Origin of the sequence: Coleofasciculus sp. LEGE 07092 (assembly GCF_015207375.1) — a bacterium.
GTDB lineage: Bacteria > Cyanobacteriota > Cyanobacteriia > Cyanobacteriales > Coleofasciculaceae > LEGE-07092.
This window is the reverse complement of the sequence record NZ_JADEWY010000029.1, coordinates 23,407-42,341: the sequence shown is the minus strand read 5'-3', so window position 1 is coordinate 42,341 and position 18,935 is coordinate 23,407. Positions and strand designations below refer to the sequence as shown.

22 protein-coding genes, 1 tRNA gene and 5 pseudogenes are annotated in these 18,935 nt (G+C 44.8%); 20 read left to right on the top strand and 8 right to left on the bottom strand.

Going from position 1 to position 18,935, the window contains the following annotated elements:
- Positions 1–60: 60 nt before the first annotated feature.
- Positions 61–1,020: pseudogene (locus IQ257_RS09570) on the bottom strand (NAD(P)/FAD-dependent oxidoreductase); the annotation flags it as partial.
- An 8-nt stretch (positions 1,021–1,028) separates the two neighbouring features.
- Here IQ257_RS09570 and IQ257_RS09565 point away from each other — a divergent pair.
- Positions 1,029–1,442 (top strand): HNH endonuclease, encoded by a 414-nt coding sequence (locus IQ257_RS09565; protein WP_193873676.1) that lies wholly within the window; start codon positions 1,029–1,031, stop codon positions 1,440–1,442.
- A gap of 12 nt (positions 1,443–1,454) precedes the next feature.
- Positions 1,455–1,577, top strand: coding sequence for a hypothetical protein (locus tag IQ257_RS30715; protein WP_265584463.1), 123 nt, complete (start codon positions 1,455–1,457; stop codon positions 1,575–1,577).
- A 340-nt stretch (positions 1,578–1,917) separates the two neighbouring features.
- On the opposite strand, the gene IQ257_RS09560 is transcribed toward IQ257_RS30715, so the two are convergent.
- Positions 1,918–2,244, bottom strand: coding sequence for a hypothetical protein (locus tag IQ257_RS09560; RefSeq protein WP_369076430.1), 327 nt, complete (start codon positions 2,242–2,244; stop codon positions 1,918–1,920).
- Between IQ257_RS09560 and IQ257_RS09555 the strand changes: the two genes are divergently transcribed.
- The 5 genes and pseudogenes from IQ257_RS09555 to IQ257_RS09540 all read left to right on the top strand — a co-directional run bounded on the left by IQ257_RS09555 (position 2,238) and on the right by IQ257_RS09540 (position 5,520).
- Positions 2,238–3,200, top strand: coding sequence for a hypothetical protein (locus IQ257_RS09555; RefSeq protein ID WP_193873686.1), 963 nt, complete (start codon positions 2,238–2,240; stop codon positions 3,198–3,200). The genes IQ257_RS09560 and IQ257_RS09555 overlap by 7 nt on opposite strands.
- Before the next feature lie 440 nt (positions 3,201–3,640).
- Positions 3,641–4,220 (top strand): annotated as a pseudogene (locus IQ257_RS09550) (transposase); the annotation flags it as partial.
- Between the two features lie 44 nt (positions 4,221–4,264).
- Complete coding sequence (locus tag IQ257_RS31460) at positions 4,265–4,435, top strand: hypothetical protein (RefSeq protein WP_416207925.1); 171 nt, start codon at positions 4,265–4,267, stop codon at positions 4,433–4,435.
- An 80-nt stretch (positions 4,436–4,515) separates the two neighbouring features.
- Positions 4,516–4,587 (top strand): annotated as a pseudogene (locus IQ257_RS09545) (NAD(+)--rifampin ADP-ribosyltransferase); the annotation flags it as partial.
- A 135-nt stretch (positions 4,588–4,722) separates the two neighbouring features.
- Positions 4,723–5,520 (top strand): restriction endonuclease subunit S, encoded by a 798-nt coding sequence (locus IQ257_RS09540; protein WP_193873674.1) that lies wholly within the window; start codon positions 4,723–4,725, stop codon positions 5,518–5,520.
- Positions 5,521–5,624: 104 nt separating this feature from the next.
- Here the strand turns inward: IQ257_RS09540 and IQ257_RS29985 are convergent, their stop codons facing one another.
- Positions 5,625–5,783 carry a hypothetical protein gene (locus tag IQ257_RS29985; RefSeq protein WP_193873673.1) on the bottom strand — a complete coding sequence of 53 codons (159 nt, stop codon included), beginning with the start codon at positions 5,781–5,783 and terminating at the stop codon, positions 5,625–5,627.
- A 10-nt stretch (positions 5,784–5,793) separates the two neighbouring features.
- Here IQ257_RS29985 and IQ257_RS09535 point away from each other — a divergent pair, with 10 nt between their 5' ends.
- From IQ257_RS09535 to IQ257_RS31455, 8 genes and pseudogenes are all read left to right on the top strand, one after another.
- On the top strand, positions 5,794–6,318 hold the full coding sequence (locus IQ257_RS09535) for a hypothetical protein (RefSeq protein ID WP_193873672.1): 525 nt from the start codon (positions 5,794–5,796) through the stop codon (positions 6,316–6,318).
- Between the two features lie 13 nt (positions 6,319–6,331).
- Complete coding sequence (locus tag IQ257_RS09530) at positions 6,332–6,664, top strand: DUF6883 domain-containing protein (protein ID WP_193873671.1); 333 nt, start codon at positions 6,332–6,334, stop codon at positions 6,662–6,664.
- A 17-nt stretch (positions 6,665–6,681) separates the two neighbouring features.
- Positions 6,682–6,903, top strand: a complete 222-nt coding sequence (locus tag IQ257_RS09525) for a DUF4926 domain-containing protein (RefSeq protein WP_193873670.1) — start codon at positions 6,682–6,684, stop codon at positions 6,901–6,903.
- An 88-nt stretch (positions 6,904–6,991) separates the two neighbouring features.
- A complete protein-coding gene (locus tag IQ257_RS09520; RefSeq protein WP_193873669.1) occupies positions 6,992–7,252 on the top strand; it encodes a DUF4160 domain-containing protein in 261 nt (86 codons plus the stop codon).
- Positions 7,253–7,255: 3 nt separating this feature from the next.
- Positions 7,256–7,795 carry a DUF2442 domain-containing protein gene (locus IQ257_RS09515; protein ID WP_193873668.1) on the top strand — a complete coding sequence of 180 codons (540 nt, stop codon included), beginning with the start codon at positions 7,256–7,258 and terminating at the stop codon, positions 7,793–7,795.
- Positions 7,796–7,839: 44 nt separating this feature from the next.
- Positions 7,840–8,295, top strand: a complete 456-nt coding sequence (locus IQ257_RS09510) for a DUF6978 family protein (protein WP_193873667.1) — start codon at positions 7,840–7,842, stop codon at positions 8,293–8,295.
- Positions 8,295–9,062 (top strand): DUF1828 domain-containing protein, encoded by a 768-nt coding sequence (locus tag IQ257_RS09505; RefSeq protein WP_193873666.1) that lies wholly within the window; start codon positions 8,295–8,297, stop codon positions 9,060–9,062. Before IQ257_RS09510 ends, IQ257_RS09505 begins: the two co-directional genes overlap by 1 nt.
- A gap of 12 nt (positions 9,063–9,074) precedes the next feature.
- Positions 9,075–11,813: pseudogene (locus IQ257_RS31455) on the top strand (type I restriction endonuclease subunit R).
- A 184-nt stretch (positions 11,814–11,997) separates the two neighbouring features.
- On the opposite strand, the gene IQ257_RS09495 reads toward IQ257_RS31455, so the two are convergent.
- Entirely contained in the window at positions 11,998–12,924 is a 927-nt protein-coding gene (locus IQ257_RS09495) for a S1 family peptidase (protein WP_193873665.1), read from the bottom strand.
- Here IQ257_RS09495 and IQ257_RS09490 point away from each other — a divergent pair.
- Positions 12,910–13,224 carry a type I restriction enzyme endonuclease domain-containing protein gene (locus IQ257_RS09490; protein ID WP_193873664.1) on the top strand — a complete coding sequence of 105 codons (315 nt, stop codon included), beginning with the start codon at positions 12,910–12,912 and terminating at the stop codon, positions 13,222–13,224. The two genes, IQ257_RS09495 and IQ257_RS09490, sit on opposite strands and share 15 nt — an antisense overlap.
- 405 nt (positions 13,225–13,629) lie before the next feature.
- On the opposite strand, the pseudogene IQ257_RS31450 reads toward IQ257_RS09490, so the two are convergent.
- A pseudogene (locus IQ257_RS31450) lies at positions 13,630–13,782 on the bottom strand (DUF4277 domain-containing protein); the annotation flags it as partial.
- 139 nt (positions 13,783–13,921) lie between these two features.
- Between IQ257_RS31450 and IQ257_RS09480 the strand changes: the two are divergent.
- Positions 13,922–14,356, top strand: coding sequence for a hypothetical protein (locus IQ257_RS09480; RefSeq protein ID WP_193873663.1), 435 nt, complete (start codon positions 13,922–13,924; stop codon positions 14,354–14,356).
- Positions 14,357–14,383: 27 nt separating this feature from the next.
- On the opposite strand, the gene IQ257_RS09475 is transcribed toward IQ257_RS09480, so the two are convergent.
- A tRNA-Gly gene (locus IQ257_RS09475) sits at positions 14,384–14,455 on the bottom strand.
- 86 nt (positions 14,456–14,541) lie between these two features.
- On the opposite strand from IQ257_RS09475, the gene IQ257_RS09470 reads away from it, so the two are divergent.
- The 3 genes from IQ257_RS09470 to IQ257_RS09460 all read left to right on the top strand — a co-directional run bounded on the left by IQ257_RS09470 (position 14,542) and on the right by IQ257_RS09460 (position 16,856).
- Positions 14,542–14,700, top strand: a complete 159-nt coding sequence (locus IQ257_RS09470; protein WP_193873662.1) for a hypothetical protein — start codon at positions 14,542–14,544, stop codon at positions 14,698–14,700.
- A gap of 152 nt (positions 14,701–14,852) precedes the next feature.
- Positions 14,853–15,728 (top strand): Npun_R2479 family HD domain-containing metalloprotein, encoded by an 876-nt coding sequence (locus tag IQ257_RS09465; RefSeq protein WP_193873661.1) that lies wholly within the window; start codon positions 14,853–14,855, stop codon positions 15,726–15,728.
- 12 nt (positions 15,729–15,740) lie between these two features.
- The gene (locus IQ257_RS09460; RefSeq protein WP_193873660.1) at positions 15,741–16,856 is read left to right on the top strand and encodes an ABC transporter permease; all 1,116 of its coding nucleotides are present in this window, start codon (positions 15,741–15,743) and stop codon (positions 16,854–16,856) included.
- Here the strand turns inward: IQ257_RS09460 and IQ257_RS09455 are convergent.
- Entirely contained in the window at positions 16,798–17,811 is a 1,014-nt protein-coding gene (locus tag IQ257_RS09455) for a LysR family transcriptional regulator (protein ID WP_193873659.1), read from the bottom strand. The two genes, IQ257_RS09460 and IQ257_RS09455, sit on opposite strands and share 59 nt — an antisense overlap.
- 300 nt (positions 17,812–18,111) lie before the next feature.
- Complete coding sequence (locus tag IQ257_RS31445; protein ID WP_193873681.1) at positions 18,112–18,891, bottom strand: BMC domain-containing protein; 780 nt, start codon at positions 18,889–18,891, stop codon at positions 18,112–18,114.
- Positions 18,892–18,935: the final 44 nt, after the last annotated feature.

Sequence of the window (18,935 nt, the reverse complement as noted above, 5' to 3'; positions counted from 1 at the left end):
TCGCCTCGTTGAAAGGTTGCCGCGAACGTGCTATCTTGACCCCGAGTTCCTTGCTCTTCACTAGGCTACTGCGCGATCGTGTATCTCAGAATTTCTCTCCACTTCACTCCTACTTGAGTCAGATAGATCGGGTTTCGTAATTAGCCGTGCTCCTTGTTTACGCGTAAAGTAATTCCACGCCCACTGAATCATCACAATTAACTTATTGTCAAATTCAATAAGAAAGAAAATATGGACGAAAATCCAGGCAAGCCAAGCTGGGAACCCTGAAAACTTCACAAATCCCAAATTGACAACGGCAGCATTTCGTCCAATTACTGCCAAACTGCCATAATCGTTATAGCTAAAAGGAGGCAGCGTTTCTCCCTTGAGTCGCTTCTGGATGAGATTGGCAACATACTGCCCTTCTTGCATGGCAACTGGGGCAACTCCTGGTAGGGGTTTGCCATCTTCGTATTGATGAGGGAAATTGGCTAAGTCACCAATCACAAAAATATTGGGTTGGTCTGCTACGGTTAAGTCTGGGTTGACAATAACTCGTCCCGCTCGGTCAAGTTGTACACCCGTGGCTCTAGAGAGTACTTCTCCCATTGAAGAAGCTTTCATCCCTGCTGTCCACAAAATGGTGTGTGCCGATAGTTGTTCAGTCTGCTCACCGCGACGGATTGTTACAGAATTTTCTTCAATATTAGTAACCAGAGTGTCAGTTTGTACTGTAACTCCCAAGCGCTCCAACGCCGCTTGTGCTTTTGCAGATAGCTCCGGTGGATACGGCGGCAACACCCGATTTAGACCTTCAAGTAACAAAATTTTAGTTTCTGACGTGTCGATGTTACGAAATTCCTGCTTTAAGGTGCCGTGAGCGAGTTCTGCCAGTGCTCCTGCTAGCTCAACGCCGGTCGGTCCACCGCCGATTAGGACAAAGGTTAACAAACTACGGCGCTTTTCTGGATCGGGTTCTTTTTCTGCGGCTTCAAAAGCTAGTAAAACCCGCCGCCGTATTTCTAAAGCATCTTCCGCAGACATAGATGGTAACAATTCCAGCTTCCCTCCGTCGATTAGTCATTCAAAGAGCAGAGAACCGTTATGAATATTGCAGGATATCGCAAATTGGTCAAGTCGCTACTTTTCATATCGACCACATTATTCCTGTTGTAGCTGGTGGTGAGACGATTGCTGAAAACTTAGCTCTTGCTTATGTCTCCTGTTCACTTCGCAAGGGCGCACGGCAAAATCTTGAGGACTCGGAGACGGGTGAAGTTGTCTCCATTTTTAATCCTCGCCAACAGGCATGGAAAGAACACTTTAGTTGGAATGGTGTGCAAGTTGTCGGGTTGACAGCTACAGGTCGAGCAACGGTACAAGCACTTGATTTGAATCGAACAACAATGTTGGCGATTAGGGCAGAAGAGGAATTGCTAGGTCGTCATCCACCACCATAAATTTGTCTAAAGTTGGCAGGCAATGAAAGAGCGATCGCTTTTCCTTATCCTCCGAGGTGCGATCACATCCAGCAATTACAGGAGCATCATGCAGAATCTTTAACGGCAGAAGAGGCGCACGAGCAAGGCAATTAAAAAAGGTGCGCTGAAGGCAATGCTCAAAACGAAGGCTGGCGATAGTAAGAAAGTAGGAGCAGCCCTTTCAAGGTCTTGTTATTTTCCCCAATTTGTAGTTGGCTAAAGAAATCCAAAATGCTGAGGGAAAACAACCAGAATGCTTCTAACTCACCGTTCGCTCAAATGGATAGCCCACTAGCTTTATCAGCAGCCACACAGTAGTCTGAGTAAGCAATTGCACCATTTAGGTTAAACAAAAGTTAGTTCAATAGAGCGAGTTTATGTCCGCGAGAGATTGACGCGAACATTCGACAGTTAAACTCATTCGGGAACTAACACAGGGAGAGTATAAATAGACTCAGGAATACTCATCAGCCAAACCCGTTAAGGACTCTTGCTGGTTAGCTAACTCACGGCGCACGACAAACTCCATGAGGGTGAATAGCTGTAGTGCGAGGGTTAGCAAAAACATTAACCCTCGAATCCGAGTATCATCTTGGAAGTAGATGGAAAGTGCGGGGAGGAGACCTCGCTTAAAAAGATGAAAGCCTCGTTCCGGTTGCCATTGTTCCCGATAGTAGGACACTGCCTCTACCAAGGATAATCGTGTTCTGGGGGCATTGGTGCCATACAACCGCCAACCTGCCAAGGTAGAAAATTCAGCAATCTCTGTATTGTATGACATTCCCTGATTTAATCTTTGCTGCCAGAGATACTTTGCATCGCCGTGACCGACTGCTCCTGCTGGCATTTGAGCCTCAATCGCAACGCTACATCGAACTCGAATCGAAGCCTTTGCTGAATGCTGAGGACTCAACAGAACTTCAAATCTTTAAAATTGTCCGAACACCGCAATCCATTATCGTCGCTACTCAGCCCCTTCAAAAGATTGCCTATGTTCTGGATAACGTTGAACTACCTGTATTTATTTTTAAGTTTGATTGCTCGGAACCCGAAAACATCCAGCTTTTGGAAAGGCAAGAGTTGCATGCCAGTTTTCCTCACCTGGATGCTCAATGGATTGATGCGGCTACTCAGCGTTGGTACATTCTAGTTGACAATGGTAATCGATTTATTTCTGGGCAACACCTTTACTTTACCGAAGCGTCTAGCCCACTCGTTGAGATCAAATTTCAAATTGTCCGTGAGGATACTGTAGAAATTTGGAATTATATCAGCGATCGCTCAGGTAATAAGATATTAGCATCTACTTACAGGGTGCCCCCGTGGATTGTGGTTAAAGAGGGCGAGACGGGAAACCGATATGATATTGAGAAGCTTTACCTGGCTAGGGTTATGTGCGATCGCGAATGGGTTCGAGTCGAGCCGTGGTTAGACTTGTATCCTCTGATTCTGGAAGGGGAAGCCGATGAAGCTCCGTTTTGGGACGACTTCAGCAAGGTTCTCATTCAGGAAGAAGGAAACCGTCTCTTTGTCATTGCTTCACGTCGCAATAGATTGATAACTAAAGAAGAGTTGATTACCAAAACCAGCCGAGAAGAGCTGATTACAGAACGGCTCGACTTTGAAGAGGCAATTATTCTGGTAATTGACACTCAGGAGCTGCCAAAAATTCTCTTGAACCAACGATTTGAAATTGACAATCAGGTTATCTTTACAGTTGCTCTTAGTGCCTCATGAGGTGAAGTGTTTTAGCGAGTACCAGGAAGGGCGGTGAGCTGTGGTGCGATCGCTCCAGCCCTGTCAAGCTCAGTTTTTGGGGGGGTGGCTGCGACTAAACTGAACTGGAAAATTGGGGAATTGTGGAGGATTTTAGAGTGAGAGAGGCTTCTCCCCGAAGGATTTACCCAATCCTTGTCAAAAATTAACCAGATATGCGTCTACCTTCATCATCTCCCTCAGTGCTTCAGGCAGTGCTGAGGGTGTGACGTGGGTTTTTCTTCTTAAAATGGCAGTAGTATTGTACTTCTGGTAGGGGGATTTTTCTACAGAGACGGTGTGCGATCTGCGCTAGCCTCCGGCTTCTCCAACGGAGTACGCAGCGTTCGACTGAGCGCTCACGCCGAAGTCAGCGCTTCGCTATCGCACTATTTGGGGGGCTGAACTTGCTTTCTCTACCCTTTAGGGTAGCCTTGGGTTCATTAATAATTAAGGAAAAATTAGGAATAAGTGATAGAGAGACAGTTGAACAAATAAAAGAGAACCCTTACTTACAGTATTTTATAGGAAAAACCTATTACAGCAGTGAAGCCCCGTATGACCCATCACTATTGGCAAGATTCCGGGAAAGAATAACAGGAAGTCTCGTCAACCAAGTGAATGAAAGAATGGTGAAAAAGAGTCAGTTAGAGGCGGAGTCAGAATCTAAAAAAAAAAGCTCAGAAACAGAAAGCCAAGAAAAAAGAGAGTTAGCTCTCTCGAGGTCAATTAATCCTTGATGCCACTTGTGCGCCTCTCGATATAAGCTATCCCAATGATTTGGGGCTATTGAATCAAGCCAGAGTCAAAACGGAAGAAATAATAGATACTCTTTATGAACCTGTAAAAGCCAAACTTGATAAAAAACCCAAAACTTATAGAAACCTCGCCCGAAAAGAGTACTTGAGAGTCGCCAAAAAACGGAAATCGTCAAGAAAAGAAAGAAGAAAAGCTATAAAGAAACAAGCCAAAGAAGACGAGAAAATCCGTAACGCTATTGAGGGAAAATTTGAGTCTCTAAACGTAGGTTGACGCTGAATCGCATCATGGCTAAACTCCCTCATACTTCAGAAACAGCCATTGCTATCACTTTTTTGGTCATGAATCTGTCTACCCTGCTACGGCAGGTTTTTTGTCTTTTTTTGTGCTTCCAACTCTCAGAAAGTCTTTTTCGGTCATCACTTATTACTAAAGGCTATCAGCCAGGGAATTATTAACAATAAATACTTATCTTTTATTCAGGATTAAATAACTAATTAATCCATCGGTTGTTTTTGCCGACTTATTCAGCAAGCCCTATATAGTTGAGCCAACAGGTTCAATTGAGGACGACCCAAATTTGACGGACAAGAAGTTTCCGGGAAATCCTAATTTTCCGGTGATTGAGGGGATTTCTCAGTTTTTAGAGATGGGGCGACAGTCAGGAACTTCTCAAGCGTTAAGGGCATTTCGGCGATGGATGAGGGAGAGGCTGAATCAGTAAAGGTACTTAAGGGATTGGGGTATGGCGGTTGAATCGCTTTTTAATTCATTACCAGCCCATTGGGAAGTAACGACACTTGGTAAAGTATGCGAAAGAACTGGCGGTGATATTCAAACAGGTCCTTTCGGAAGTCAATTACATGCCTCTGACTATGTGCCTTTTGGTATTCCTTCGATCATGCCTAAAAATATCGGTGATAACCGCGTTGTGACCGAAGGAATTGCTCGAATTACTGCTCAAGATGCTGAAAGGCTCAGTCGTTATTTGGTAAGAACAGGTGACATTGTTTATAGCCGGCGTGGTGATGTTGAACGTAGAGCCTTAATTCGTGCTGAAGAGGAGGGCTGGCTTTGTGGCACTGGTTGTCTGCGCGTTAGATTCGGTAACGGTGAAATTGACCCGTTGTATGCGTCTTATTACTTAAGTCATCCCAATGTTCGGGAGTGGATAGTTCGGCACGCCATCGGCGCTACTATGCCAAATCTCAATACATCGATTTTATCTGCGCTTCCGTTTGTAGTTCCTCCGCCTTCTGAACAAAAAGCGATCGCACATATCCTCTCTTCACTAGACGACAAAATCGAGCTGAACCAGCAGATGAACGGGACACTGGAAGCGATCGCACGGGCAATCTTCAAATCCTGGTTTGTGGACTTTGACCCTGTTCGCGCCAAGATGGACGGCAGACAGCCAGTAGGAATGGACGCTGCAACGGCTCACCTTTTCCCTGATGAGTTTGAAGATTCGGCGTTGGGGAAGATTCCGAAGGGGTGGGAGGTAACAGCACTTGGCGATTTGATTGATATCAAGCATGGGTAGGCATTCAAAGGAGAGTTTTTCCGAACTGAACCACCAGGAGACATACTCCTCACACCAGGAAACTTTGCAATTGGTGGTGGATTCAAAGATGACAAATTCAAATATTACGTTGGGGAGTCATTCCTCAAATGAACTGTATTTTCAAACTTAATAGGGGGTGGATTATTTTTTACTTTGGCTTGTTGAGAGGGATTAGATTGTCCTTGTTGAGAACTATTAGACTGCCCTTGAGTTGAGGACGGATTTTTTTGATTATCAGACATGGAGGCTCCTTTGAGTATTGATAAACATACTTCAAATATAAACCTAATTTACGAATATGCGGAGAATGCATTAAAAAATATACGCGACAGTAGCAATATCCTAAATACCAAGCTGGGGACAGTCATTGGGTTTGATGCGGTTCTTATCCGCTTTTCATCAAGCTTACCTGACAAATCTTTTATTATTGATTTTCCCAATACCGATATCTCTCTGAGTTGTAAGCTCTGTTTGTTATTAAAGATTTTTAGTTATCTTGCTCTAATAATTTCTTTAGTTTTTGGCTTATGGGGCTTTAAACCTCAAAAAGGCGGTGAAATTATCCTGCCTGAAAAATTAATAGAAAAATGTATAGATATCTCCGAGGAACATTATAGGCGTTCCATAATTGAAAATTGGAATAAATCCATTGTCGAACAAGCCACCCTCGACTGGCTAGAAACCCTCAACTACACCCCCCTCAACGCCTTTGAAATCGCCCCCTACTCCCCAAACTCCTATCAGGCGAAATCCGAGTCAAAGAAGCCGAGAAAGTAGTAGAGGAGGTAACATGAAACTGCCTAATCCAGAACGCGCCATCATTGACAGCCAAAAACTAGCAGGTTATTGCCTCAACCCAAAACATCCCGATGGACAACATAAAGCACGAGTATTCAAATCTGCCTTAGACCTAGATTCAGACGATATTGAAGAACTCGAAGCCGCCCTTTTACAAGCCCTTCAAGCCCATGATGCTATTCCTGATAAACGCAATCCCTACGGTCAAAAATACATCATCGACTTTCCCATGACTCGCGGTGACAAACAGGCAATTATTCATAGCGTCTGGATAATTAGAAATAACGAAGACTTCCCCCGTCTCATAACGTGTTACGTTCTTTAATTAAGAGGTATTAGCTGATGAAACTATTAGATGTTGTCGCTCTGTTAGAAGATTTACCAGAACTAGGTTTATATCGCGGTCAAGTTGGAACAATTGTAGAAGAATACGAACCAGGAGCCTTTGAAATTGAATTCAGCGATTTAACAGGTCGCGCCTATGCCATAGAAACTTTAACAGACAATCAATTAATGGTTTTATATCATCAACCGATTAGAGAAAGACCCAAAGTAGAAGCCTAAACTTTGTCAATGATTACTTCTAAAAACCCTTAATCCAGTTGATTTTATTTTGGAGATAGAAAGATGAGGCAGTTAACGAGGTAATTTAATGCCAGAAATCAGCCGTTTTTTCGGCATCATCATTACCATGTATTATAACGACCACTTCCCCCCACATTTTCACGTCCGCTATAACCAACAAAAAGCCCTTATCAGTATCAATACCCTTGAAATCATAGCCGGAGAGCTAACCTCGAAAGCTAATAAAATCGTGACTGAGTGGGCAACTCTACATCAAACCGAACTAATGGAAAACTGGGAACTAGCCCAAAATAATCAACCTTTAAACAAAATTATTCCTTTAGAGTAAGCCATGCTAAAAGATATTATCGATGTCCAACCCTTAGAAGGATATAAACTCCGTCTACGATTTGATGATGGCATTGAGGGCATCGTTGACATTAGCAAAATTATAGAATTTACAGGGATATTTACTCCCTTACAAGACCCAGACTACTTTGCAAAAGTCCAAGTAAATCCTGATTTAGGAACTATTCAATGGGAAAATGAAGCCGACCTCGATCCAGTTGTCCTTTACGCGACCATTACGGGTCAAGAAACAAGCAAATTATTAAACGCAACAGCAACCGCCGTAACTGTTCAGGGAGTAGTAATGCAAATTCAAACTCCCAAAACGACAGAATTAAGTGGTCAAATTACAATTTTTGGAGCTGTCACGGATCAACTGTGCAAAATTCAGACCGAATTAACTGGACGTGACTATATTCTGGCTATCAAAGCTTATCAAGAACGCATTCCTATATACTGCACGGGCGACTTAATCAAAGAAAATAACACTTTACTCCTCAAGAACTCCCATAACTTTACCTTAGATGCAACATGGAAAAACTAAACAATGATATTAGTAAACTATCTACTATTCTGTAGCCATTCCTTATGTTATCTCAAGATGAATTTGAGGAACTCATAACTGATACCAATAAACGTATAGAAGGAGATATCAGATGGCTTGATGATGAAGACCATTCTCCTGCTGTAGAATTTCGTGTTGAGGTAGTTTCAGATGCTGGTTATCCAATCTTTATTAAAGGAAGCTACAATGAGCTTGCTCAAAAGCTTAGCTATGTAATCATTCATCGTGCTGCTGGTAGGATTTATGGCTTGGACTTAGGACAAGACCATAGAAATCCCGATGGCGAACAAGTAGGAGAAAAACACAAACATCGCTGGGACGAACTGTATCGAGATAAAAAAGCCTATGTTCCACCCGATATAACAGCTCCAATCACTGAGCCAGTCACAATATGGCAGCAGTTTTGTCTGGAGTCAAGAATCACCCATAATGGAATTATGCAAGAACCACCACCGTTACAGTTGGATCTGTTCCTCTGATGTCTACCATTTGCCAAGAAATTGCTAAAACCATCGGAGAGTTGTTTACCTGTTCTACTGTCAACGACTTTATCCGCATCCGTACCCCCTACCTCTACCCAGACGGTGACGTAATCGATGTCTTTTTAAAAGAGAAAGACGGACAGTATGTACTAACAGACCTGGGTGAAACCCTGCGCTGGTTGCGAATGCAAACTATATCTCCAAAGCGTTCCGAAAAGCAAGAAATTCTTATTCAAGATACCCTTTTAACTCATGGAGTCGAGCGATACCGTGGAATGCTCATACTTCGGATAAAAAAAGAAGAAAATTTAGCCTCTGCGGTCATACGCTTATCTCAAGCAGCATTTAGAGTTTCTGATATTTGGTTTACCTTTAAAACAAGAGCTTTTGAGTCAATTATCGAGGAAGTAGCAGAATTTTTAAAAGAATCAAAGATACCTTTTGAACAAAACAAAAAATTTAAGGGTCGCTCCGGTCGTTCTCGAAAAGTAGATTTTTATACTCAACATGCTCGACATAATGCGTTAATAGATGTACTTAGTACAGGAAGTAGAGCAGCAGCTAATAGTCGAGCTGATAATGTTTTTACGGCTTGGTCTGACCTCAGCTATTTAAAAGAAAATGGAAATAGTTCGCAATTCATCTCATTGTTTGACGATAGCTTTGATGTATGGAGTTCTGAAAATATTCGTCTTTTAGAAGAAGTGTCTGACCTCGCCTATTGGTCGAGGCGACAGGAATTTAAAGAAATGCTAGTCAGCTAAAAATTAATTATTATGCCTAGCGCTTGTTTTACTGAATCCGTTGTCGAAGAAGCCACCATCGAATGGCTAGAAAGCTTAGGTTACACTCCTATTCACGCCTCTGAAATTGCCCCCGACTCCCCCAACTCGGAACGCCAAACCTACAGCGATGTCATCCTAACTAACCGCCTCCGTTCTTCCTTAACAATTATCAACCCCAATATCCCCCCCGACGCTATCGAAGACGCGATTAAAAAAGTTACCCGCACCGATACCCCCAACCTCTTTGAAAACAACCGCCGCTTCCACAAACTCCTCACCGATGGCGTTGATGTCGAATATCAAGCCGAAAATCGCACCATCTACGATAAAGTCTGGCTCATTGACTTTACCAACCCCGACAACAACGACTGGTTAGCCGTCAATCAACTTACCGTTATCGAAAATAAAAATAACCGCCGCCCCGATGTCGTCATCTTCATCAACGGCTTACCCATAGCAGTCATCGAACTCAAAAACCCCACCGACGAAAACGCCACAATTAAAGGCGCATTTAACCAACTGCAAACCTATAAAAACGACATCCCCAGCTTATTTTCCTATAACGAACTCCTCATCGTATCCGACGGCACCTATGCCAGAGTCGGCACCCTCACCGCCGATTGGGAATGGTTCATGCCTTGGCGCACCATTGATGGAGAAACCATTGCCCCCAAAGGCAGCGCCGAACTCGAAATCATCATCAAAGGCATCTTTACCCCACACCGCCTCCTGGATTTAATCAAAAACTTCATCGTCTTTGAAGTAGACGGCGAAAAAATCACCAAAAAGATGGCAGGCTACCACTAATTCCATGCCGTCAATAAAGCCATCCATAATACCGTTACCGCCACTAACCCAGGCGGTGATAGAAAAGTTGGCGTTATCTGGCACACCCAAGGCAGCGGAAAAAGCCTCACCATGGCATTCTATGCCGGAAAAATTATCCAACATCCGGACACGGAAAACCCCACCTTAGTCATTCTCACCGATAGAAACGACTTAGACGACCAACTGTTTAACACCTTTTCCACCTGTTCCGACTTACTCCGCCAAACCCCACAACAAGCCGAAAACCGCGACAACCTCCAAGAATTACTACAAGTGGCATCCGGTGGCGTTATCTTCACCACCATTCAGAAATTTGCCCCAGAAAAAGGCAAACAATACCCCCAACTCTCCCCCCGTCGTAACATTATATTTATCGCCGACGAAGCCCACCGTTCCCAATACGAACTCGAAGCCCATGTTAAGCAAGACAAAAAGACAGAGGAAGCCTATATTTCCTACGGTTTCGCCAAACACCTCAGAGATGCCCTCCCCAATGCCTCCTTCATCGGCTTTACCGGAACCCCTATCGAACTCGGCGATAAAAGCACAAAAGCAGTGTTTGGCGATTATATCGATATTTACGATATCCAACGGGCAGTCGAAGATGAAGCCACCGTCCGCATCTACTACGAAGCCCGAATCGCCAAACTCGATTTAAACGAATCCGAACGTCCCCACATTGACCCCGAATTTGAAGAACTCACCGAAGACGAATAACAGACTACCAAAGACCAATTAAAAAGTAAATGGGCAAGACTCAAAGCCCTAGTTGGTGCAGAACCCCGCATCAATCAAGTGGCTAACGATATTGTCTCTCACTTCGAGAACCGCCAAGCCAGCATCCAAGGGAAAGCCATGATAGTTGGCATGAGTCGGGATATCTGCGCTGAACTCTACAACTCTATTATCCAACTTCGCCCCTCATGGCACCACGACGACGACGACAAAGGCACAATCAAAGTCGTAATTACCGGTTCCGCCGCCGATGACGCCAAACTACCACCCCACATCCGCAGTAAAAAGCGCCGCAAAGACCTTGCCAAACGCTTCAAAAACGCCGATGATACCCTGAAATTAGTTATCGTCCGGGATATGTGGCTAACTGGATTTGATGCCCCCAGTTTGCACACCATGTATATTGATAAACCCATGCGCGGACATGGTTTAATGCAGGCAATCGCCAGAGTTAACCGCGTCTTCAAAGACAAACCCGGTGGCTTAGTCGTCGATTACCTGGGCATCGCTGACCAACTCAAACAAGCCCTACAATACTACACCGAAGGCGATAGAAACAATACAGGCATCCCCACCGATGCAGCTTTAGCTATTTTGCAAGAGAAATACGAAGTCGTCAAAGCCATGTACGGCAGCTTCAACTACTCCAAATTCTTCAACGGCACTCCCGGTGAACTAGAGGTGCTGCGGAAACTAATTAAGGATGAGATAAAAATGCGATCGCGTAAAAACTTAGTCCAGTCTCGCTCCTTCGCTGCCATACTGGAGGATACCATTAAACGGTATCAAAACCGCTCCATTGAAACCGCCCAAGTTCTCACAGAACTAATTGAACTGGCAAAAGAAATCCCCCAAGCCCAGAGCCGGGGCGAAAATTTGGGATTAACGGAAGATGAAGTGGCATTCTACGACGCACTGGAGGTTAATGATAGTGCGGTGCAGGTGTTGGGGGATGAAACATTAAAAGCTATCGCCCGCGAACTCGTGCAAGCCGTGCGGCGTAATGTCACAATAGACTGGACGGTAAAAGAAAGCGTCAGAGCAAAACTGCGAACCATTGTAAAACGACTGTTACGCAAGTATGGCTATCCCCCCGATAAACAGGAAAAGGCAACCGTAACGGTACTGCAACAAGCCGAATTACTGTGTAAAGATTGGGCAGCTTAAGGGAGAAAATATCGACACATTCATCGTTGATTCCGTCGGAGTTTGACCCAATATCCCAGCTGCACTTAAAATTCTGCCAGAAAATGCAAGCGATCGCCTGTCAGTTTCTGAGTGTGTAAATTCCGGGGGCGACAAGCGCCCCCGGAACCCCTCAACTCAAGCGAGGAAAGACGCTAGCAACACCTTAAAAAGGAAGACGAATACGGCGAATTCTGTCAACAGTATCAAGTGCCCGATTCACCGTGTTTAAGGTATTGTTGATGTCGTCAATTTTATCGCGGGAGTCGGGTTTACCACTCGCTTGATAAGGTGCCCCCAATTCTGGTGCTGGGGAATTCTCCACTTTTACACCTAGAAAAATGCCAGCTTGAGGGGCAAGTTGTAAATAGGTGTTGATGGGAATAGCATAATTAAAACCAGGTTTAATTAGACTGGCAACTCTAACTGCTGCCTCCGGACTCATTCCCTCAGAACCAGCAAGCTGTCTGGGATCTTCATAATCACCTCGACCATGAATAGCAATGACGCGACCACCAGCATCAAAGACAGGCCCTCCACTCATGCCTCGACGAGTTACATTAGTGTAAATCATTTGGTAGCCATCTACTGGTTTCGTTAAAAACCCGGAAATACGACCATCGGTAAATTGACGAATAACTTCTCCACTGTGTCCAGCCGCAGGCCAACCGGAAACGAAAACATCTTGACCTTCACTGCTAAGTTCAGAGTTTGCCAAGGTAGCAACCTGGTAATTTTTGTCGCTAGTGAATTCCACTAAAGCTAAATCAACATCGGGTAAAAATTTAACTTTATTAAGAGGTATTTCGTAAACTTCTTTGTCGGGGGCAACAAGTAAAGCTTTATCCAAACCATACATTACATGCACATTGGTTAATGCATAGTAGGTATTGCCATCCTTGGCAATAATTACACCAGAACCATGTCCTTGGGCGTTGCCTTGTTGTCCTACAATTAACACAGTCACAGCACGCGCTACTTCATTGACTTGGGTGCCAGTTAGGGCTTGAGCATTTGGGGGTAAAGTAATAACAATTGCACTAGTGATGGCAGTACCAGCAAGTAAGGCAGACAATTGATGGTTAAATTTCATCTAATTTTGAGTTTACTGAAAGGAGAGACAAAATTTTGGTGTTGGCTTCTAGAAGCCATCGCCCATAATGTTATCATGTTTTACAGCTATTCCAAATTCTTCAACGGCACTCCCGGTGAACGTCTCTCGGTTATCCCCGCCGCCGTCAACCATATTTTAGAGTTAGAAGACGGTAAACAACGCTATCTCAAAGCCGTTACCGAACTCTCCAAAGCCTCTGCCTTTGGAGATAAAACCCAGACTCCGCACTTCAGCTTGAAGTACAAGAAGCTACATATCCAATCAAGGGAAAAAGTCTGAAAAATTAAACACTTGAATATCTTTTCAGGAAACCGTAATTGTTTGGGAGATTCTTATGAGCTTTTTTAAGCAGCAGAAATTGAAGAGTATCTACTCTCCTGACACGGATTTATCCATTATCCAAAAACCCCCCAATTGCCACGAATGTGAGTCAAAAAAAATCACAGATAATATTTTTGACAAGAAGATGGCAAGAAGTTCAAAATAAATTGACGTTCGTCCGTCAAGTTAACTATCTGTGTCTTTCAAAAATCTAAATCCTCCTTCACAAGATTGTTGATTTTTGTAATTTAAAAGGATTTCGGCTGAATTCCGAACTTCTTGTTCGAGAACGTTCGTCGCTAGGATAAATCTTCCTGCTTGTTTTTCTCTGGCAGTAATTTCTTGCTCCTGTCTTTCGGGTTTGGCTTTAATTTTATAAAGCGATGAGATTTTTTCTCGCTTGTCTATTCCTAATTTTTCATTGATGATATCAACTATTCCTATTTCATCAATTAATCCAGCTATAATTCCTAAATGGTCTAAGTTTTTGACTTCTATCGTTCTTGATTTAGACAATGTTAATCTCTCTTTTAAATAGTCCCAGGTAACTGGCTAATTATTTCAAGGTATCAACTCTCAGTAAAGTGAGTATTTATGCTTAGTATTCTCAGGGACGTTTCTGTATTCTATTGTACTATACCTTGAAGTGCGGAGTGTGGGTTCTAGCTCCCCAGCGCCCGCGTGTGCGCTGCCGCGTTTTGGTGCTACCGCTGCCCGCCGCGCCCTCCTCCGTCGTGCCTGCTGGTGGGGCAGCAGCTACCGCTCGAACAGAAGCGTTTATGGCAGCGAGAAAGTTGAACAAGAAGTTTCCTGCTATTATCTGGCTGACGAAATTCGAGGCACTTATCGCGGCATGATGATTGCGATTCCTCCTTGTGAATGGAAGGTTTTTGAGCAGATGAGTTTGATGGAGTTGACTCAGGTGCTTCTGGATTTGGCGGGTCTGGTTAATTTGAGAGCCTTTCTACGTCACCCACGTCTCGAAAAGAAGACAAACTTCCGACTCAAACGCCAGCGTCCTGCCAACCGCCCTCATGTTTCTACTGCTAAGATTCTAGCCCAAACTAAAGCCAAAAAGCTGACACCTTGAAAGGGCTGGTCAGTGTACATAACTCAAAGCGGATGATGGGACTCGAACCCACGACATTCAGCTTGGGAAGCTGACGTTCTACCACTGAACTACACCCGCATATCTACTCTTAATCAGATCTATAGGCTATTATATCAATAATTTGGGAAGCTAATCGTTGACTGTCAAAGCTAAGGTATTGAGGCTTGATCACTAGCATCACTCAACCTATTCTCTATGACAGCGTTGCGTTTCAAGCCTCCTCAGCACCGTACAGCATCGCCATTCCTGCAACCGTTCCTCAATATCTATCCAAATCCTGTAGCTTTTGGGAGCATTTATCTCGTGAAGTTAGCAACATTTAATCATTATCCTGATTTTTGCTTGAAATGACGACCCTGTGGTAATCCTCAAGGAAGTGATTAGCAAAACTTTATTGGAGTCCATAAGGCATAGATATTGTCACTGTTCCGCAAGCCCTAAAAAAAAGCACGATTGGAGCGGGTGAGTACTAAGAATGTTTAATGCAACTGAAATTTTAATTGATGTCTTTGTTCATAAACTTCGAGAAGGCTACCGCCGGACTTACGGGGGGCTGAAAACTGACTTTGAAGATATTATTGCCTGGGCGGGAAGTATGGCAATGGAAAACATTGCCAACAGTGACGCCCTTTATCACAATGTCGAACATTCAATCCTAGTGACCCTAGTAGGACAGGAAATCCTACGGGGCAAACACATTCGTGAGGGTGGGGTGACAGCAGAAGACTGGTTGCACTTTATCATTTCCCTAGTCTGTCATGACATTGGCTACGTCAAGGGAGTTTGTCGCCAAGACCGAGATGCTGAAAGATTGTACGCAACAGGTCAAAATGATGAGATGGTGCATCTGCTCCCAGGAGCAACAGATGCGTCCCTCACTCCCTATCATGTTGATCGCGCCAAACTATTTACCGATGAGCGGTTTGGGGGTCATAAACTAATTGACGCCGAGCAAATAAAGCGCAATATTGAACTCACTCGTTTTCCAGTGCCAAAAGAGGGAGATCATCGGGATACCCATAGTTATGCTGGTTTAATTCGCGCGTCTGACTTAATTGGTCAGCTTTCTGACCCACGCTATCTCAAGAAAATTAGTTCTCTTTACTACGAATTTGAAGAAACTGGTGTCAACAAAGCGTTAGGATATCAGCATCCCGGCGATCTGCGGACAGAATATTCTCAGTTTTACTGGAGTGGTGTTTTCCCGTTTATCCAAGAAGCCCTGCGCTACCTGTCACTGACCCAGGAAGGCAAGCAAATTGCCGCTAACCTCTACTCAAACGTTTTTGTTGTCGAACACGAAAAAAATGAAGAGGCACAGAGGCAACTCGCACAACAGCTTCATTCTTAACCCTTTAACTTCATGAACTGGTGGCAGAAACTCAAAAAGAACCCACTCGCTCGCTTTGGGGCTGTGCTGCTCTTAATTTTTTACCTAACGGTCATAGCCGCCGACTTTGTTGCTCCCTATGACCCCTATGTCTCGCAACCCAACGGTTCCCTACTCCCACCGACCCAAATTTATTGGCGTACTCCCGAGGGAAAGTTTATTGGACCCCACGTTTATCCCACCACCCAAGGTCCGACGGACTTGGAGACAGGCAGGCGAGAACTGATTGTCGATTGGCAAAACCCCTCGCCGATGCGCCTCTTTGTTAAAGGTTCTGATTATCAGCTCTTTCAAATTCGTCTGCCCCTACCCCCCAGCTTTCAGGAGGTGGAATTATTTAGCGGTATTCCGATGAATCTGCACCTGTTTGGCACCCTTGGTGAAGGCAAACTTAATGTACTCGGTACAGACGAACAGGGGCGCGACCAGTTCAGTCGCTTGGTGTATGGCGGTCGGATCAGTCTCAGCATTGGTCTAGTCGGAATTGCTATCTCGTTCCCTCTGGGGTTGTTAGTTGGCGGAATTGCTGGTTATTTCGGAGGCTGGATAGATGGTGGCTTAATGCGCCTAGTCGAGGTTCTCATGACCATTCCCACCCTTTACCTGCTGGTAGCCTTAGCTGCTGTGCTACCCCCAGGACTAACCAGCGCCCAACGGTTTTTATTAATCGTCTTGATTACTTCATTCATTAGCTGGTCTGGATTAGCACGGGTCATTCGCGGACAGGTATTATCGCTTAAAGAGCGAGAATTTGTGCAAGCATCAAAAGCCATGGGAGCCAAACCTTTTTACATCATTCTTCGCCACGTTCTGCCCCAAACCTCTACCTACGTGATCATCTCAGCTACCCTGGCAGTTCCCGGCTTCATTGTGGCTGAATCCGTACTGAGTTTAATCGGTCTTGGCATTCAGCAACCTGACCCATCTTGGGGCAATTTGCTGTCTTTGGCAACGAATGCTTCTATTTTGGTACTCCAGCCGTGGTTGATTTGGCCCCCCGCGTTGCTGATTATCTTGACGGTTTTAGCCTTTAATTTGCTGGGGGATGGTCTTCGGGATGCTCTTGATCCGCGCAGCTTACAGCGTTAGGTATCAGGGTTTTACTCGGCAAGCCTGCTCTAGCAATCTTTTTAGAGGCTGTCTTTTCTGCAATCTGTTTGCCTTCCGTCAACAGGTAGTCGAGAAAGGTGCGAGCCACAATTGATAGTTGTTTACCGCTGGGGTATACAGCATACCAATAGCGTTCGATGGGGAATTTCTCAACATCTAAGATAGTGATTTCACTGCCAGAACTTTCTAGGGCGAGGGTATGGCAGGATAAAATAGAGATTCCCAACCCGCCGACAATAGCTTGCTTGATTGCCTCATTACTGCCCAAATCTAACTGAACTTTCAGGGGAATTTCATGGACGTCGAAGAGTTCTTGTACCGCCTTGCGCGTCCCTGATCCCGGTTCTCGCATAATAAATGGCTCCTCTGCCAGACGTTTGAGGGAGATATTTTTTTCGTTAGCTAGAGGATGATCAGCCGGAGCCATTACTACCAAGGGATTTTCGAGAATGGGCTGGTAAGTAATATCCCAATTTTCTGGGAGTTGGCTCATCACGTACAGGTCATCCAAGTTTTCACTCAGGCGATTTAAGATGTATTCGTGATTTGTGACCTGTAGGGAAACATCAATTCCGGGATAGCGTCGGCAAAACGGTCCGAGTAAGCGGGGGACAAAATACTTGGCGGTGGTAATGACAGCCAGTCGCAAACGTCCCTGTTTAAGACCTTTGAGATCTGCCACCGTCATCTCAAACTGATCTAAATTGTCAAAGATAGCGCGGCAGGTCTTGACAAGTTCCTCACCGGTTTGGGTAAGATAGAGGCGCTTCCCCACTTGGTCAAACAGTGGCATACCAACGGCTTTGGTTAACTGTTTAACCTGCATTGAAACAGTGGGCTGGGTGAGAAACAGTTCCTCTGCTGCTCGTGTAAAGCTATTGTGCCGAGCGACCGCTTCAAAGACTTTTAGCTGGTGCAGCGTGGCTTGCCTCAACGTTAGTGCTCCTTAAGCCATAATACATAGAGCATACTCTATTGTTTGTATTAATAACAATGTAGTTTATCTATAAATATTTCGGGTTATGATCATTTTTAGATAACACCAAACAAGTGACAGTCTTCCTTCCATCTGGCGTTGCACAATGACCAGTGTTAGGTTTGGGTGCGATCGCTTAACTGTCATCCTTTTATCATAAAGGCGGATCTATCCTGCCATACGCTCTTTCTTTGTGCAACGCCTTTTTTTCTTTAACACGAAGGATGAATAAGCTTGAGTGACGGTGATCAGAAGCAATCATGGTTCTTGGGAAGGAAGTTCTTTGGCAGGAATTTGTAATTTCCCCAAATCCGGCAGTTCGACTAGTTCTTTTTCGGCTTCCTTGACTTCTACGGGCAGCCTTAGGGGTTCCGGTTGCTCTTCAATTAGGCAACTTGTCATCGGTAGCGCTTGCTCTAAATCCTCTAGGGGTCGAGTCACCACTGTCACGGCAATGAGTTCGCCTATCCGCCTAGCTTCAGACATTCCCACTTGTAATGCCATCGCCACCTCAGCAATCCGTCCCCGAATAATAACAGTACACAAACCCGCTCCAATGGTTTCGTAACCCGTTAGTTCGACATCAGCCGCTTTGAGCATGGCATCGGCAGCACCCACAATTGCCGGAAATCCCCGAGTTTCTAAAAGACCCAAGGCTTGAGAGCTATGGCGAGAGCGACTCGGATGTCCCACCTGTTCAAGCAGATGGGAACCGATGGGAAATACGACCTCTAAGTTTGGGAAGGGTCGGGGCAGGACTAGAGAGGAAAGAAGTTGACCTTCTCGTTTGGCGTGTTCGATACCCGCTTCCACAGAAATCCGTACCTCGGCAGTCGCACCCCGTACAATTGCAGTACAGTGACCACCGCCAGTTTTTTCAAACCCAACCAGTGTTACTCCAGAAGCTTTGAGCATCGCATCAGCAGTACTCACAATGACGGGAAAACTGAGAGTAGAGACCAAGCCCAAAGAATACTGACTACGCTTGCGTTGGATAAACGGGTCTTGGGGAACAATCCCCGGATTGTATGACTCCATAGGGAGGCGCTCCATTTAGTTGTCGGCTGTTAGTTGTTGGCTGT

Bases quoted from the DNA above. Each gene is read 5' to 3' on its own strand.
- IQ257_RS09460 (WP_193873660.1), top strand. From the start codon at position 15,741: ATGAACTGGTGGCAGAAACTCAAAAAGAACCCACTCGCTCGCTTTGGG.
- IQ257_RS09465 (WP_193873661.1), top strand. From the start codon at position 14,853: ATGTTTAATGCAACTGAAATTTTAATTGATGTCTTTGTTCATAAACTT.
- IQ257_RS09490 (WP_193873664.1), top strand. From the start codon at position 12,910: ATGGTTAAATTTCATCTAATTTTGAGTTTACTGAAAGGAGAGACAAAA.
- IQ257_RS09560 (WP_369076430.1), bottom strand. From the start codon at position 2,244: ATGTCATACAATACAGAGATTGCTGAATTTTCTACCTTGGCAGGTTGG.
- IQ257_RS09520 (WP_193873669.1), top strand. From the start codon at position 6,992: ATGCCAGAAATCAGCCGTTTTTTCGGCATCATCATTACCATGTATTAT.
- IQ257_RS29985 (WP_193873673.1), bottom strand. From the start codon at position 5,783: ATGTCTGATAATCAAAAAAATCCGTCCTCAACTCAAGGGCAGTCTAAT.
- IQ257_RS09525 (WP_193873670.1), top strand. From the start codon at position 6,682: ATGAAACTATTAGATGTTGTCGCTCTGTTAGAAGATTTACCAGAACTA.
- IQ257_RS09515 (WP_193873668.1), top strand. From the start codon at position 7,256: ATGCTAAAAGATATTATCGATGTCCAACCCTTAGAAGGATATAAACTC.
- IQ257_RS09565 (WP_193873676.1), top strand. From the start codon at position 1,029: ATGGTAACAATTCCAGCTTCCCTCCGTCGATTAGTCATTCAAAGAGCA.
- IQ257_RS31445 (WP_193873681.1), bottom strand. From the start codon at position 18,891: ATGGAGTCATACAATCCGGGGATTGTTCCCCAAGACCCGTTTATCCAA.
- IQ257_RS09495 (WP_193873665.1), bottom strand. From the start codon at position 12,924: ATGAAATTTAACCATCAATTGTCTGCCTTACTTGCTGGTACTGCCATC.
- IQ257_RS09540 (WP_193873674.1), top strand. From the start codon at position 4,723: ATGGCGGTTGAATCGCTTTTTAATTCATTACCAGCCCATTGGGAAGTA.
- IQ257_RS09555 (WP_193873686.1), top strand. From the start codon at position 2,238: ATGACATTCCCTGATTTAATCTTTGCTGCCAGAGATACTTTGCATCGC.
- IQ257_RS31460 (WP_416207925.1), top strand. From the start codon at position 4,265: ATGGCTAAACTCCCTCATACTTCAGAAACAGCCATTGCTATCACTTTT.
- IQ257_RS09505 (WP_193873666.1), top strand. From the start codon at position 8,295: ATGTCTACCATTTGCCAAGAAATTGCTAAAACCATCGGAGAGTTGTTT.
- IQ257_RS09510 (WP_193873667.1), top strand. From the start codon at position 7,840: ATGTTATCTCAAGATGAATTTGAGGAACTCATAACTGATACCAATAAA.
- IQ257_RS09530 (WP_193873671.1), top strand. From the start codon at position 6,332: ATGAAACTGCCTAATCCAGAACGCGCCATCATTGACAGCCAAAAACTA.